The sequence below is a fragment of the Xenorhabdus bakwenae genome (assembly GCF_030272115.1).
GTDB lineage: Bacteria > Pseudomonadota > Gammaproteobacteria > Enterobacterales > Enterobacteriaceae > Xenorhabdus > Xenorhabdus bakwenae.
On the sequence record NZ_CP119194.1, the window covers coordinates 1,658,970 to 1,674,310 of the forward strand.

The 15,341-nt window shown below is 45.0% G+C and carries 14 protein-coding genes and 2 pseudogenes; 6 read left to right on the forward strand and 10 right to left on the reverse strand.

Annotated elements, in window-relative coordinates; genetic code table 11:
• Positions 1–109: 109 nt before the first annotated feature.
• On the forward strand, positions 110–1,018 hold the full coding sequence (gene yvcK, locus PXH59_RS08660; protein WP_285811331.1) for a uridine diphosphate-N-acetylglucosamine-binding protein YvcK: 909 nt from the start codon (positions 110–112) through the stop codon (positions 1,016–1,018).
• A gap of 113 nt (positions 1,019–1,131) precedes the next feature.
• Here yvcK and uvrB read toward each other — a convergent pair whose 3' ends face one another.
• From uvrB to bioB, 5 genes and pseudogenes are all read right to left on the reverse strand, one after another.
• The gene (uvrB, locus tag PXH59_RS08665; RefSeq protein WP_285811332.1) at positions 1,132–3,159 is read right to left on the reverse strand and encodes an excinuclease ABC subunit UvrB; all 2,028 of its coding nucleotides are present in this window, start codon (positions 3,157–3,159) and stop codon (positions 1,132–1,134) included.
• A 599-nt stretch (positions 3,160–3,758) separates the two neighbouring features.
• Positions 3,759–4,442, reverse strand: coding sequence for a dethiobiotin synthase (bioD, locus tag PXH59_RS08670; RefSeq protein ID WP_285811333.1), 684 nt, complete (start codon positions 4,440–4,442; stop codon positions 3,759–3,761).
• Positions 4,432–5,205, reverse strand: a complete 774-nt coding sequence (bioC, locus tag PXH59_RS08675) for a malonyl-ACP O-methyltransferase BioC (RefSeq protein ID WP_285811334.1) — start codon at positions 5,203–5,205, stop codon at positions 4,432–4,434. Before bioC ends, bioD begins: the two co-directional genes overlap by 11 nt.
• Complete coding sequence (gene bioF / locus PXH59_RS08680; RefSeq protein WP_285811336.1) at positions 5,189–6,340, reverse strand: 8-amino-7-oxononanoate synthase; 1,152 nt, start codon at positions 6,338–6,340, stop codon at positions 5,189–5,191. The genes bioC and bioF overlap by 17 nt, the downstream gene beginning before the upstream one ends.
• Positions 6,340–7,381 (reverse strand): annotated as a pseudogene (gene bioB / locus PXH59_RS08685) (biotin synthase BioB). The gene bioF and the pseudogene bioB overlap by 1 nt, the downstream one beginning before the upstream one ends.
• Before the next feature lie 95 nt (positions 7,382–7,476).
• Between bioB and bioA the strand changes: the two are divergent.
• Together bioA and PXH59_RS08695 are read left to right on the forward strand one after the other, a co-directional pair.
• A complete protein-coding gene (gene bioA / locus PXH59_RS08690) occupies positions 7,477–8,745 on the forward strand; it encodes an adenosylmethionine--8-amino-7-oxononanoate transaminase (RefSeq protein ID WP_285811700.1) in 1,269 nt (422 codons plus the stop codon).
• A gap of 205 nt (positions 8,746–8,950) precedes the next feature.
• The gene (locus tag PXH59_RS08695; RefSeq protein ID WP_285811337.1) at positions 8,951–9,532 is read left to right on the forward strand and encodes a hypothetical protein; all 582 of its coding nucleotides are present in this window, start codon (positions 8,951–8,953) and stop codon (positions 9,530–9,532) included.
• Between the two features lie 191 nt (positions 9,533–9,723).
• On the opposite strand, the gene pgl is transcribed toward PXH59_RS08695, so the two are convergent.
• Positions 9,724–10,710: a 6-phosphogluconolactonase gene (gene pgl, locus PXH59_RS08700; RefSeq protein WP_285811339.1), complete on the reverse strand. Its 987-nt coding sequence runs from the start codon at positions 10,708–10,710 to the stop codon at positions 9,724–9,726.
• Between the two features lie 149 nt (positions 10,711–10,859).
• On the opposite strand from pgl, the gene PXH59_RS08705 reads away from it, so the two are divergent.
• Positions 10,860–11,675 carry a pyridoxal phosphatase gene (locus tag PXH59_RS08705; protein ID WP_285811340.1) on the forward strand — a complete coding sequence of 272 codons (816 nt, stop codon included), beginning with the start codon at positions 10,860–10,862 and terminating at the stop codon, positions 11,673–11,675.
• Between the two features lie 60 nt (positions 11,676–11,735).
• Here the strand turns inward: PXH59_RS08705 and modC are convergent, their stop codons facing one another.
• From modC to PXH59_RS08725, 4 genes are all read right to left on the reverse strand, one after another.
• Positions 11,736–12,800: a molybdenum ABC transporter ATP-binding protein ModC gene (modC, locus tag PXH59_RS08710; RefSeq protein ID WP_285811341.1), complete on the reverse strand. Its 1,065-nt coding sequence runs from the start codon at positions 12,798–12,800 to the stop codon at positions 11,736–11,738.
• On the reverse strand, positions 12,794–13,486 hold the full coding sequence (gene modB, locus PXH59_RS08715; protein ID WP_285811342.1) for a molybdate ABC transporter permease subunit: 693 nt from the start codon (positions 13,484–13,486) through the stop codon (positions 12,794–12,796). Before modB ends, modC begins: the two co-directional genes overlap by 7 nt.
• Before the next feature lie 17 nt (positions 13,487–13,503).
• The gene (modA, locus tag PXH59_RS08720; RefSeq protein ID WP_285811343.1) at positions 13,504–14,274 is read right to left on the reverse strand and encodes a molybdate ABC transporter substrate-binding protein; all 771 of its coding nucleotides are present in this window, start codon (positions 14,272–14,274) and stop codon (positions 13,504–13,506) included.
• Between the two features lie 220 nt (positions 14,275–14,494).
• Entirely contained in the window at positions 14,495–14,629 is a 135-nt protein-coding gene (locus PXH59_RS08725) for an AcrZ family multidrug efflux pump-associated protein (protein ID WP_047770265.1), read from the reverse strand.
• Between the two features lie 279 nt (positions 14,630–14,908).
• Between PXH59_RS08725 and PXH59_RS20250 the strand changes: the two are divergent.
• Positions 14,909–15,067, forward strand: a pseudogene (locus tag PXH59_RS20250) (molybdenum-dependent transcriptional regulator); the annotation flags it as partial.
• A gap of 58 nt (positions 15,068–15,125) precedes the next feature.
• Positions 15,126–15,293 (forward strand): TOBE domain-containing protein, encoded by a 168-nt coding sequence (locus PXH59_RS20255; RefSeq protein ID WP_434223374.1) that lies wholly within the window; start codon positions 15,126–15,128, stop codon positions 15,291–15,293.
• Positions 15,294–15,341: the final 48 nt, after the last annotated feature.

A 15,341-nucleotide genomic window follows, 5' to 3' on the forward strand; every position in this document is an offset into this window, starting at 1 on the left:
ATTCGCAATGATTGCATAAAATCACCTCAATGTCTGAAAGCATTATATTTTGTGATAAATTACATGCGATTTATTAAAGCCCCTATGTTTAGCCAGTAACAGGAATCCTATGCGAAATCGCACATTAGCTGATTTGGATCGCGTTGTCGCCCTCGGCGGCGGTCATGGACTTGGACGCGTTATGTCTTCCCTTTCTTCCCTCGGAGCACGCCTGACAGGCATTGTCACGACAACGGACAATGGGGGGTCAACTGGCAGAATACGACGTTCGGAAGGCGGGATTGCGTGGGGAGATATGCGCAATTGCCTCAATCAGTTAATCACGGAACCGACTATTGCTTCTGCCATGTTTGAATATCGATTCAGTGGCAATGGCGAATTATCTGGGCACAATTTAGGCAACCTGATGTTGAAAGCTCTGGATCATTTAAGTGTCCGTCCTCTTGAGGCGATTAACCTGCTCCGCAATCTACTGAAAGTCAATGCACAGTTGATTCCGATGTCAGAGCAGTCGGTTGATTTAATGGCTGTCGATGATCAAGGCAATACTGTGTATGGTGAAGTAAATATCGATCAGCTCAATTGTATACCACGAGAGTTATTGCTTTACCCTCACGTTAATGCCACTAAAGAAGCACTGGATGCCATTGAGCAGGCCGATTTGATTCTGATTGGCCCGGGCAGTTTTTTCACCAGCCTGATGCCATTGTTGCTATTGGAAGATTTGACACAATCCTTGCGGCGCAGTAATGCAAACCTGATTTATATCGGTAACTTAGGAAAAGAACTCAGCCATGCTGCTGCCAGTCTATCGTTAAAAGATAAACTGACCATCATGGAAAATAAGATAGGCCGCAAAATGATCAGTGCGCTTATTGTCGGCCCGCGTACCGATATCAGCCCTTTCAGTGGCCGCATTGTGACACAACAGGTTCTGGAAGCACAGGATATCCCTTACCGCCACGACCGTGAACTATTGCGTCAGGCAATTGAGGATACCCTGCAAAAATTGGGGTAGTTATTTCTGGTTAAGTTTAAGTATCTATAAAATGGAGAGTGCGACATTCACTCTCCATCTAAAATTAATTCCGTATATCACCAGCCCATAGCGATTCCTTGCAAAAACAATTTTCAGGAATTGGTAATAAATTGCGCCCGCAATGCCTGAACCTGGTCACGAATATTGGCGGCTTGTTCAAATTCGAGATCCCGTGCATGTTGGTACATTTTCTCTTCCAGTTCACCGATTTTTCTTTCCAGTTCTTTCGCTGACAGGTTGCGGTAATCCTCTGCACCCAAGGTAACTTTACTTTTTCCTTTGGCTTTCCCTTTGCCATTAACCGGTTGACCAATTTTCAGGATGTCACCAATTTTTTTCTTTAAACCTTGCGGTACAATGCCATGTTCCTGGTTAAATGCCTGTTGTTTGGCCCGACGGCGTTCTGTTTCTCCAATCGCTCTTGCCATCGAATCTGTAATTTTGTCACCATATAAAATGGCCTTACCATGCAAGTTACGTGCTGCACGGCCGATGGTCTGGATCAGGGAGCGTTCTGAACGAAGGAAACCTTCTTTATCTGCATCCAAAATCGCCACCAGAGAAACTTCCGGCATATCCAGGCCTTCACGCAATAAGTTAATGCCGACCAAAACATCAAATTCACCGAGACGAAGATCACGGATAATTTCCACTCGCTCTACGGTATCAATGTCGGAATGGAGATAACGCACTCGCTCGCCATGTTCTTCCAAATACTCAGTTAAGTCCTCCGCCATCCGTTTGGTTAAAGTTGTGACCAGCACACGCTCATTTTTTACTGCACGGATACGGATTTCAGACAACAGATCATCCACTTGAGTTGCCACAGGACGGACTTCAACTTCTGGGTCAATCAGCCCCGTTGGACGCACAACTTGTTCAACAACTTCATGACCGGATTTTTCCAATTCATATTTACCGGGAGTAGCTGAAACGTAAATAGTCTGCGGTGCCAAGGCCTCGAATTCCTCAAACCGCAATGGACGGTTATCCAGCGCTGACGGCAAACGGAAGCCATATTCCACCAAGGTTTCCTTGCGGGAGCGATCCCCTCGGTACATCCCGCCAATCTGTGGGATAGTCACGTGGGATTCATCCACCACCAACAACCCCTCTGCCGGCAGGTAGTCAAACAGCGTTGGCGGGGGTTCACCGGCAGAACGTCCAGACAGATAACGGGAGTAGTTTTCAATACCAGAGCAGTAGCCCAGTTCATTCATCATTTCGAGATCGAATTGGGTTCGCTGGGTGACACGCTGTTCTTCCAATAACTTGTCTGACGCCAACAGGAGCTTGCGCCGTTGTTCCAACTCAATCTTGATCTCCTCCATCGCCTGGAGGATACGTTCACGCGGTGTAACATAGTGGGTCTTGGGATAGATGGTATAACGCGGCACATGGTATTCTACCTGTCCCGTCAGCGGATCAAACAGGGAAAGGCGTTCGACTTCATCATCAAACAATTCTACACGCAAAGCGCACTCATCCGATTCGGCGGGGAAAATATCAATGACTTCACCACGTACCCGAAATGTTCCGCGCTGAAATGCCTGATCATTGCGGGTATATTGCAGTTCCGCTAAACGACGCAAGATGCCACGCTGGTCAATTAACATACCCTCAGTTAAATGAAGCATCATTTTCAAATAACTATCAGGATCACCTAAACCGTAAATCGCGGAGACAGAAGCTACCACTACGACATCACGGCGTTCCAGCAAGGCTTTCGTTGCCGACAGGCGCATCTGCTCGATATGTTCATTCACTGAAGCGTCTTTTTCGATAAAGGTATCAGAACTGGGTACATAGGCTTCTGGTTGGTAATAATCATAATAGGAAACAAAATACTCCACGGCATTCTCAGGGAAAAATGCTTTCATTTCGCCATAAAGCTGTGCCGCCAATGTCTTATTCGGGGCGAGGATCATAGTGGGGCGATTTAAGTTTGCGATAACGTTAGCAATCGTAAAAGTTTTACCCGATCCCGTTACCCCCAGAAGCGTCTGGTGAGCCAGCCCATCTTCCAACCCTTCCTGTAATTGTCTGATGGCCGATGGCTGATCGCCTCCCGGCTTAAAATCAGAATATAACTTGAATACCTTGCTCGTTTCTTTGCTCATTTTCCCCACGCCATCCATACATCGACAAAATTCTTTTTATCATACTGGATAAAAAACCAGCTTCAAGTAGTTGGCAAAATAATGTTATTGCCCGGATGTTATTAATCTTATGGTATTAACCTTTATTTAACATCAAGGATGACTATTTTTATCCCCAGCTAATAATCTGGCTTGTTTCTATTTTTGTATTAACAACTGAAATGATAAAGCACTGAATAGCAAAGGGATGGAAAAAGGAATTGATTTTATTTAACGCATTGATTTTAATTATAAAAAAATCCAAGTAGAGAATAACAGCAAATCTGTCGCAAGCCGCGTATTGCCTTGCACGAGGATACTTTTCTAAAACTAATACACAAGGTTATCCACAGGAATAGTGGATAACTCAGCAAAACCTATTAAGTATGGGCAGTTGCAGAGTTATCCCCACTGATAAATTTTTTCAATAGTGGAATATTTTTATGCTGCTTTGAGATTGATTCACGCTATTTGTTGATCAAAAATGGCTCAATCGTTGTTGAAGTAAAACATCTTCTACGCAAGAACAGCGATTAAAGAACCGCAGTCAGCAGCAATTCTAGCTAACCCACAGTAAACAATTAGTTAACCAAATAATCAATAGTCATATATTTTCCTATGTGATTTTTATCACATGATTCACTCAGATGAGGAATAATTCCCAGTAAAGGTGCAGGGATCATGCGCTCCAGTGTCGCCAGATAAGCAGCCTGACGTTTGCCGGCTGGCTCAATTTCATTGGCAACCCAGCCCGCCAGTTTTAGCCCCGCATACTGAATAGCCTTTGCGGTTAATACCGCATGGTTGATACAACCCAATTTAACCCCGACGGTTAAAATTACCGGCAAATTCTCCTGAATCACCCAATCAGCAAAAGTCGTATTTTCCGATAAGGGCGTGTACCATCCTCCTGCGCCCTCAATCAAAATCCAGTCAGATTTTTTTGCCAGTGCTGCCAGGCCCTTTGATAAAACAGAAAAATCGATTGGCTGATTAAGTTCTGCACTGACAATGTGCGGCGATGTCGGTTCTACAAATACCAGCGGATTCACTTCCTGATAAGTGAGTGGCACCGTACTATTACGCTGCAAGGCCCGTGCATCACCATTACGTATTCCTTCAGTCGTCACTTCACTGCCAGATGCCACAGGTTTATAACCGGCAGTTAAATATCCCTTTTTATTAGCCGCTTGCAGCAAAGCACAACTCACCACCGTTTTACCTACTGCGGTATCGGTTCCTGTCAGAAAATATTTATTTGTCACAATAAATGACTCCAAAAGCAATCTGATAGCTTAATGGGTACTCCCCATTGTGCCGTGGATAGGCTTCTGCAAGGGTATTGAGACGTTTTCTCGTCATTAATCCCTGCCGGCGGCCGTAATGAAGATGTGTTGCACCGATCCCTTTTAGCGAATTCAGTAAGGGCAACAATTGTGGATAGCGTTGGTCATATTGCCGGTGAATCATTTTATGTCGATAGGGCTGGCAGACCCGGGTCATTGTTTGCAGGGGCAGAAAGTGATTAATATGCCGATAATCATCCACCCGCGCCCACGCGGTTGCCAACTCATTCAGCGAACCCTGTGCCAGCGTGGAAAAGACGATAAGACCACCAGGACGGGTAACACGATAGAATTCGCGCAATGCACAGGGCAAATCATTACACCATTGTACCGCCAGATTACTGAAACAGAGGTCAACACTGTTATCCGCTAATCCCAAATGTTCGATATCCCCTTGCAAATAATAATCAGCAACTTGCTGCCCTTTTGCATGTCCCAACATACCGGAAGCCAGATCCAGTGCGATAACTTGTTTACCCTGCTGTTTCCAGCGAGCACTAAAGAAACCGGTTCCGCACCCCGCATCCAATATCCGCATACCGATATCTTCCGCTTGTGCCAACTCCATTAAATACTCACCGGTTTGCTGTTGCAATTTAGCCACCGTGTCATATTTGGCAGCCGCACGGCCAAAAGCACCGGCAATCGCTTGCTTGTCAACAGATTTAACAACCAGATCCATGCAGTGCCTCCAGTAATACCTCAATGTCGTGCCGGGTATGGCTTGCGGTCAATGTAATACGCAATCGTGCACTGTCAGAGGGAACCGTGGGGGGAAGTATCGCTTTAACCCACACTTTTTTTTGCTTAAGCCCATGAGACAGTGCGGTACAACACGCATTATCACGAACAATTAACGGCTGGATGGCCGTTTCTGAATTCATCAAGGCAAAAGGCAGATGCTGTGCTTCGCGGCGAAAGTAACGAATGTTGTCTCGCAACCGCTGACGCAATTCATCCCCAGCCTTAACTTGCCTTACTGCTTCGGAAAGTGCCACTGCCTGTGCAGGGGGCATTGAGGTACTGTAAATCAGATGCCTTGCATATTGGAGCAGGTATTCTGCGGTTTGCTCATCACATAAAATTGCGGCACCACTCAATCCGAATGCTTTACCAAAGGTGACAATCAGAATCTCCGGTTTAACTTTTTGCAGCCAGCAACTGCCGCGCCCTTCATCACCGTGAATGCCGATGCCGTGAGCATCATCCACCATCAGCCAGCTTGCCGTAGATTTCGCTTGCTGCGCTATAGCGTCAAGTGGGGCACAATCGCCATCCATGCTAAAAACACCTTCCGTTATCACCAGCGTTTTACCGGGACATGCTTTTGCCAAATGTTGCTGCAAAGATCCGATATCATTGTGCAGAAAACGTCGAAGTTGTGCGGGAGAGTGCATTGCTGCTTCGAGCAACGACGCATGGCTCAGGCGATCGGCAATAATGCGATCTTCCCTTGCCATCAACGCCGCGATCACGCCTTGATTAGCGGTATAGCCGGAAATGAAAAGCAAAGCACGAGAGTATCCCAGCCACTCAGCCAATTGTTGTTCCAGAGTATGATGCGCGACGGTGTAACCGGTAATATGCCCTGAACCTCCACTGCCGACGCCATATTGTTGGGCACCTTGTTGCCAGGCCGCAATAATCTGCGGATGTTGGCTCAACCCGAGGTAATCGTTACCGGAAAAATTAAGATAGTGACCATCCGAAGTGGCTAATAACCGTCCATCAGATCCGTGATGGACTTGCCTGTTCCGCCATAGCGGGGTGCCCCGACGCTCGGCCAAACGGCGGAAGAAAAAGTCTGACCAGCTCATCATATTGCCGCATTATAGAATTGTTCGTTATCCGCATTATGAATAATGGCTTCCGTCAAATTCTGCTGTTGTTGATTGTCACCAAATATCGTTTTTGTCTGTTGAGGATTGATGCCCAAACGGCGGAACAGTTGCAGATCTTTATCTTCATCCGGGTTTGGGGTCGTCAGCAATTTACAGCCGTAGAAAATGGAGTTAGCTCCTGCCATAAAACACATGGCCTGGGTTTGTTCATTCATCTGTTCACGCCCTGCGGATAAGCGGACATGAGATTTTGGCATCATGATCCGCGCCACCGCAATAGTACGAATAAAGTCAAAAGGATCGACATCTTCATTATCTGCCAGTGGCGTTCCTTGTACTTTTACCAGCATATTGATCGGAACACTTTCCGGCGGCTTTGGTAAATTAGCCAATTGCACCAATAATGCTGCCCGATCACGAATTTGCTCGCCCAAACCAACGATACCGCCGGAACAAACTTTAATTCCCGCATTTCGGACATGACCCAACGTCTCCAATCTGTCCTGATAACGGCGGGTAGTGATGATATTGCCGTAAAATTCTGGCGAGGTGTCTAAGTTATGGTTGTAATAATCCAGACCCGCCTCTGCCAGACGCTGTGCCTGAGAGGGGTTCAGCATGCCTAGCGTCATGCAGGTTTCCATCCCTAGCTCTTTGACTTCCCTGACCATTTTCTCCAAATACGGCATATCACGTTCATGCGGGTTTTTCCAGGCCGCTCCCATGCAGAAACGGGTTGAACCGGCATTTTTCGCTTTGCGGGCTGATTCAATGACTTTTCCCACTTCCATCAACCGCTCTTTTTCCAGACCCGTTTTATAACGGGAACTTTGTGGGCAGTATTTACAGTCTTCTGGGCAAGCCCCCGTCTTTATCGAAAGCAGGGTACTGACCTGTACTTGTTGTGGATCAAAATGTTCACGGTGTATCTGTTGTGCCTGAAATAATAATTCAAAAAAAAGGCTTATCAAACAGCTCTTGTGCTTGTTTGACTGTCCATTGTTGACGTTCGCTCACAATAACATCTCCGATGTAAAAAACGTTGTCAGTTTAAATAATGGCGTTATCATGTCAACCAAAATGAAACAAAAAAGGTTTACATCAAAGTGATTATGACCCCCTCCGATCTTGAATTTGATCAGCGCCATATTTGGCATCCGTATACCTCAATGACACATCCACTTCCCACTTATCCTGTCGTCTCCGCGACAGGTGTGGAGCTGGTTTTATCAGACGGTCGTACATTGATTGATGGTATGTCTTCATGGTGGGCCGCTATCCACGGTTATCACCATCCTGTTCTCAATGAGGCGGCAAAATTACAGATCGATAAGATGTCCCATGTTATGTTTGGCGGCATAACCCATCCTCCTGCGGTTGCACTGTGCAGACAATTGGTGGCGATGACACCGGATACTTTGGAGTGTGTTTTTCTGGCGGATTCAGGATCTGTCGCCGTCGAAGTCGCCCTGAAAATGGCATTGCAATACTGGCAGGCCAAAGGGAAAAAACGCCATCGTTTCCTGACCCTGCGTCAGGGTTATCATGGCGACACTTTTGGCGCCATGTCGGTTTGCGATCCAGACAACTCCATGCATAATCTGTACAAAGGCTATCTCCCCAATCATCTGTTTGCTGATGCTCCGCAATGCCAGTTTGGTGATGAATGGCAGTCGGAAGATATTGATTCTTTGAAACGATTATTACTGCAATATCATGATGAAATTGCTGCCGTGATTTTAGAACCTATTGTTCAGGGGGCTGGTGGGATGCGGATTTACCATCCTGAATACCTACGCCAGGTTCGTCAGCTTTGTGATGAATATCAGCTTTTATTAATTGCCGATGAAATTGCTACCGGATTCGGGCGAACCGGCAAGTTATTCGCCTGTGAACACGCACAGATCGAACCCGATATATTGTGCTTAGGCAAGGCATTGACGGGAGGATATATGACATTATCTGCAACCCTGACTACCCGTCATGTTGCTGAAACAATCAGCCAAAGTGAAGCAGGCTGTTTTATGCATGGCCCTACGTTTATGGGCAATCCTCTGGCTTGTGCCGTCGCCAGTGCCAGCCTGAAATTGCTTGCTGATACCCCGTGGCAACAGCGTATTCAATCCATTGAAACTCAATTAAAAACAGAATTATTTCCCCTCAAATCACACCGATTAGTCAAAGATGTTCGGGTGTTAGGCGCGATAGGTGTGGTTGAAATGGAACAGCCCGTCAATGTCGCTTCATTGCAACGCCATTTTGTCCGACATGGGGTGTGGATCAGGCCATTTGGCCGGTTAATTTACCTGATGCCACCTTATATTATTCAACCAGAACAACTGTCAAAACTGACAAATGCAATTACGGGTGCAATAAATTAAAGAAGAATATACTCGATAAACTTCAAGTTGCAATCCGCAAAACGACGCGGGGAAATATAACACGCATCTTGAAGTGGGAATGATATAAACGATAATCACTGACAAATATTAATGACCAAAACAGAGGCTATTGCGTCACTTAAAAAGAAATTATTTGGTATATTCATGACGTAATCACACTCATTTAAACAAAGAGGAAAATATCATGAATAGAGAAAACTTGATCACATCTTACAATGAAGAAATGCAAGATGTATTTGAACTGTCCAGAAATAAATATGAACAAGAAATTTTACATTACGAAACTCTGGCAAAAGAAAAGCCTGAATTAGCCCATTTGTTTGCAGAAAATGTCAAACCAGATTCATTAACCAGTCCTGCCCTGCAACAAACAGAATTTGTCAGTGGGTATTTTAACATTAACACATATTATCAATATGGTAGCTATCCTTTTATCCAGCTATCATCTAACTCTGCCATCATTGGACATCAACCCAATACAGGGAAAAAAACCAATTTTAATGGCTATATTCAGGGAGGGTATAATACACCTCTGTTGAATTTTAATAATATTCATCTTGGCGGTGTCGTAAAATACCCTTATTCCATTATCAACGCCCCATTAAATATTCAACTTTATATTTACCCAAGAAATATTATATTACGTCTTTTAAAAGGAAATGTTTATTTGGGGGATTTATATTCCGTCCAACAAAATCACATATTAATCACATATCCTATTGTTTTATCTGGTGTCGGATCTTTTAATTTGATCCAACATCAATAAGTTATATACTCGATAAACTTCAAGTTGCAATCCGCCTGACAATGCGAGGCCTTATATTTCCTCGTTAATCGGGGAAATATAACACGCATCTTGAAGTTGGATTGGTATATTCAGTTATTAACTTAGCGTCAATTTTTTAGCACAAGGAATAGCTTCCAGTCACAGAGTCATGTGACTGGAAGTTGAATAACTCACAATGCTAATACGGTAACCCACATCGGGCCTTTGCCAACCGGATAACGCGCCAGTTGCGTTAATTCCCCCGAATATTTATCAATACGTGATACAGAAATCTGATCTGATTTCTGGCCTGCTGCAATCAGGAAATGACCACTGTGATCGATGGCAAAACCACGAGGCTGAGTTTCTGTCGGATAATGTCCGGCTAATGTCAGGTGATAGCCATCTTCTGACACGCGGAAATGGCTGATCAGGCTCTCTGAACGTTCACTGGTATAAAGGTGTCGGCCATCCGGTGTAATGTGAATATCTGCCGACCAACGAACATTGGAAAAATCAGTCGGTAGCGAATCAACTGATTGCACAATACGATATTTTTCCCATTTACGCAGAACATCGACCGTTGAATCCAACTCATTAATGCCGTAGATAGCCTGTTTTTTCGGATGGAATGCCATATGGCGTGGCCCCGCACCCGCTGCTGTTGTCATTTCATCTGTCCGGCTCTCAGTCAGATAACCCTGCTCATCCAGATTGAAAATACGGATATGATCTTCTTTCAGGCATGGAACCAGCAATTGACGGTTTTCCCAATCAATATTGGCAGAATGCGGCGTTTGCAGCCCTTCGACAATTTGGTTTGGTGCTTTAACAGTTCCATTTTCATCAATAAGGTGGACGCTTAAGTTATTAAAGCTATAGGAAGCAGAAAATAAAAAACGCCCTGCTCTGTCAGTGGATATATGGGTCGGGCTACCCGGCAATGGTGCAATGGCCTGCTGTTCAAGACATCCATCTTCCCCAATTGCATAAGTGACAATACTAAATTGCGGACGAATTCCTGCATATAAGTGTTTGCCGGCAGGGTTGACAGCCATTGGCTGTACTTCACCCGGCACAGTGACGGTCTGGAGAAGTGCAAGTTCTCCTGCCACATTCAGCGACCATACGTGAATTTGTCGGCTACTTGGGCTAGCTGTATAAACCACCTGTTTCATGTTCTCTCCTTAATACTTCATTGCCATTTTATTGATCTGTAAAGACTCTTAAAAAACGTTAACTGCTAAACTGCCCATATGACGATTTAACTCTGTTCAACTGACGTATAATATTTCGGTTATATCATAAACAACTCAGAGGCCAACTCATGTCGTATCGCGTTATCGCGCTGGATCTCGATGGAACACTGCTCGATCCACAAAAACGTATTCTGCCAGAATCACTGGCAGCCTTAAATGAAGCCCGCCAGTCAGGTATCAACGTTTTGATTGTCACTGGACGTCATCATGTCGCCATCCATCCTTTCTATCAGGCATTGCAACTCGATACGCCTGCTATCTGCTGCAATGGGACTTATTCCTATGATTATCATGCTAAGAAAGTATTGGACTCTAATCCGCTCTCCGTTCAAGAAGCCTCTCAAGCACTTTCCTATCTGCAAGACACGGAGATTCAGCATCTGATGTATGTTGATGATGCCATTTTATATCAATTTCCTCACACTGTAGTCCGAACCCTTGCATGGTCGGATTCTCTGCCTGAACACCAACGTCCTAATGTCCAGCAAACAGAGAGTTTTCACGATGCAATCCACAATGTGAATGCGATTTGGAAGTTTGCTACCAGCTCATCCAATTTAGTAAAACTGCGTGAGATTAGTGAACAAATTGAGGAAAATGTTGGCCTTGAGTGTGAATGGTCATGGTTTGATCAGGTAGATATCGCCAAGAAAGGCAATAGCAAAGGCATACGGTTACAACACTGGGTGGAATCGCAAGGCATGAGCATGAACGATGTGATTGCTTTTGGTGATAATTATAATGATCTCAGTATGCTGGAGAACGTTGGTTTGGGTGTCGCTATGGGTAATGCCGTCGATGCCGTTAAAGAACGGGCAGATATTGTTACACGGGATAATACTCAACCCGGCATTGCGGAAGTTCTGAGAAAATACGTACTGTAATTCAATTCAACGGGAGCAAATCAGTCCACTGCTCTGCTCCCTATATAATGTCCTACCTCTTTATAGGTGACGATGTAACGAAACACTTTTTATCTGTGCATATAGCCATTGCCCTGCCCGCAAATTAAGCTCTTCCCGCGCCCACGGCGTAATTCTTGCCCACAGGCTATGTTCACTCAGTGCTAATTTGACATCAACCTGACCATTATCTTCGGAAAGCTCAATAATTTTGACTTGCAAGGTGTTACGGATGCTGCTGGCTTTTGGTGGCGCCAAGACCAACGAAACATCAGATGCATCAATGCGGATACGCAGATCAGTTCCCGGAGAAACATTAACTTGTGGCAACCAAAGAAGTTTGTCAGCCACCGCGACGGCCGTCATTTGATAACGTTGATGATGTTCCATCACAGAAACTTTTAGTATGCTACCCAAACTCTCTTTTTGCAGCCACGGACGCAGTGCACTGCTCGACCAGACCTCTTCCAGAGTGCCTGTCGCCCTGATTTTTCCGTTGTCCATGACAATAATATTCTCTGCCAAACGTAAAATTTCGTCCAAACTGTGGCTGACATAGAGGATCGGGATTTTGACGTCTTCGGACAACTTTTCAAGATAAGGTAATAACTCGCGTTTACGTGGTAAATCTAATGATGCCAGCGGTTCATCCATAAGCAGGATTTCAGGTGCAGTCAATAATGCACGGCCAATTGCTATTCTCTGTCTTTCTCCACCAGATAATGTGCTGGGGAAACGTGATAGCAAATGTTCAATGCCCAACAGGTCAATGATGCTGTCAAACTGGGGTTTCATCTCTGGTGCCATGCCATATTGTAAGTTTCCCTTCACGCGATAATGCGGGAAAAGGCGCGCATCCTGAAAAACATAACCAATTCGGCGCTTCTCTGGTGGCACAAAGATATTTTGTTCTGTATCCACTAAGGTCACGCCGTTTAAAACAAGGCGGCCTTTTTGTGGACGGCTCAATCCCGCAATTACATTGATCAGTGAGGTTTTTCCTGCCCCCGAAAGACCAAATAGGGCAGTAATGTTTTCTGTTGGCAAAGTGGTATCCACCTGCATGTGCAGCGCCCCAAAACGCTGCTCAAAATCCAGTTCTAACATGCGGTCCCCAAACGTTTTCTGCCCCAACGTGTCAGCCATTCAGAAAGCATCAATGAAACCAAAGCCAGCACAATAGCAATGACGCACAAACGGGCGGCGGCGGTTTCAGCGCCGGGCGTTTCTATCAAGGTATACATGGCAAGGGGAATGGTTCGGGTTTCCCCCGGAATATTGGAAACAAAGGTAATGGTGGCACCAAACTCGCCTAGCGAACGGGCGAACGCCAATACTATGCCAACAATGATGCCGGGCAATGACAACGGCAGGGTAATGGTGAAAAAGACTTTAAGCGGACCTGCGCCCAAAGTACGGGCAGCCTGTTCCAGACGCCGATCAATGCTCTCCAATGACAACCGAATGGCCCTGACCATCAGCGGAAAAGCCACCACAGCCGAAGCTAATGCCGCACCGGTCCAATTAAACGCAAAACTGATACCCAACCAGTCATAAAGAAATTCACCAATAACTCCACGCCGCCCCATGCTGATAAGTAATAGATATCCCACCACCACTGGCGGTAATACCAGTGGCAGATGAATAATGCTGTCAAGCAGGGATTTACCAACAAACTGGCAACGAGCCAGCATCCATGCCATTAAGATCCCAAATGGCAAACTGAATAGCACAGCAATCACTGAGATTTTTAAGCTCAGTAAAATTGCCTGCCATTCATATTCACTTAACATCTCCAAAAGATCCGTTCCTACAGTGGACTAAAGCCGTAACGTTTAAAAATGACAGCGGCTTCAGGGGTTTTAAGATAATCATAAAAATCTCGAACTGCCTGTTTTTCATGACCTTTGACTATTGCCATCGGATATTCCACCGGTTTATGGCTTTCAGGTGGGAAAACACCCACAATTTTCACCTTATTGCTGGCAACGGCATCAGAACCATAAACAATGCCCAGCGGGGCTTCGCCGCGTTCGACCAACGCCATACCACTACGTACATTGTTAGTACGCGCCATCAATGGATTAACCGTATCCCATGCATTTAAATATTGCAGCGATTCTTTGGCATAAATACCAACGGGTACATGATCAGGATCGCCAACCGCTAATCGCCCTCCCGCCAGCAAAGACTGCCATTTTGTTTCCCGGTTGATCTCAACTTGATTCAAATGACTCTCTTTAGGCGCAATCAGGACAAGCTGGTTACCCAACAAGGTATGACGGGTATTCTCAGCAATGGATTGTCTGTCAGTAGCATAATTCATCCACTGCTGATCGGCAGAAAGAAACATATCCGCCGTAGCTCCCTGCGCTATCTGGCGAGCCAGTGTTGATGATGAAGCATAAGAGGCAACAATATCGCCCCGTTGCTCTTTTTTATACTGTGCTGCAATCTCATCCAATGCATTGGTTAATGAAGCTGCTGCAAAAACCGTCACCTTATCAGCTGCCCAGACATTTCCAGCAAGCGCAAAAGAAACGACTGCCCCTGTCAGCAACGGATAAACTTTATTTTTCATTTTATACTCACCTAAGATCATCAATATGGTGCGTTGCATATAACAAGATATAACGTTAAATGAAAACGCTATTCTGAGATTAATCGGCAAGTTGTGAGCCAGTTTTAGCTTTTATGTTGATCTCAATGCAAAAGTTACAGATGAACAGTTGCATATAAAGAAAAGGCAGGAATTGATGATTACCCGGGTAACCGGGTAATAGAAATTACAAAGCTCAAGACTAACGACTGGTATTTTCCGTTTTGGAGATACAATTGAACAATTCTCCAAGCCCGTAAATCAACGCCAAAATAGCCGCCATCATCACGGGGACCATGATCAGCGCAAATCCCATACTTTTAAGCAATTCAAACATGCTAACCTCATATCCTGAGTGACTAACAAATTAACTGTGTCATATCTGAATCTGACATAACACAAACGTTAATTGGGTTATTCTATACCAATCCAACTTCAAGATGCGTGTTATATTTCCCTGCACAGCGGGGAAATATAAGGACTCGCGTCGTCTTGCGGATTGTAACTTGAAGTTTATCGAGTATAGACAATAAAACAGTAACAGTAACCGACGAAACGTGCGATTCTTAAGGTTCTGTTGTAAACACGCTCAAATAGTTACCCTAAATAAATCACTATGCAAGCCCAAATATTGTTAACACTAAAATTGCAACAACGCCTGTTCGCTGATCCCCGACGAATTGCGTTACTTAAGCAAATTAAAATCACGGGTTCTATCAGCCAAGGCACAAAACAGGCAGGGATCAGCGATAAAAGCGCCGTGGATAACCTTAACTAAAGATCATCTCTCTTCTGCTTCATTCGATAATACCCTCTCCGGCCAGATAAGCCATATTGAAACAGGAGCAGAATACAGTGAAATTATTCTGACACTTGATGACGGTGAATCCCTTTGCGCTACGCTACCTAATCAGGAAGTGGCACGTTTGCCGCTCCAGCCCTATGATGCTGTTATTGCACTTTTCGATGCTGATAAAGTGATTATTGCCACCTTATGCTAAATCAATTGCAAATGTGATTAACCCTCAATGAATAACAAACAGCTACAC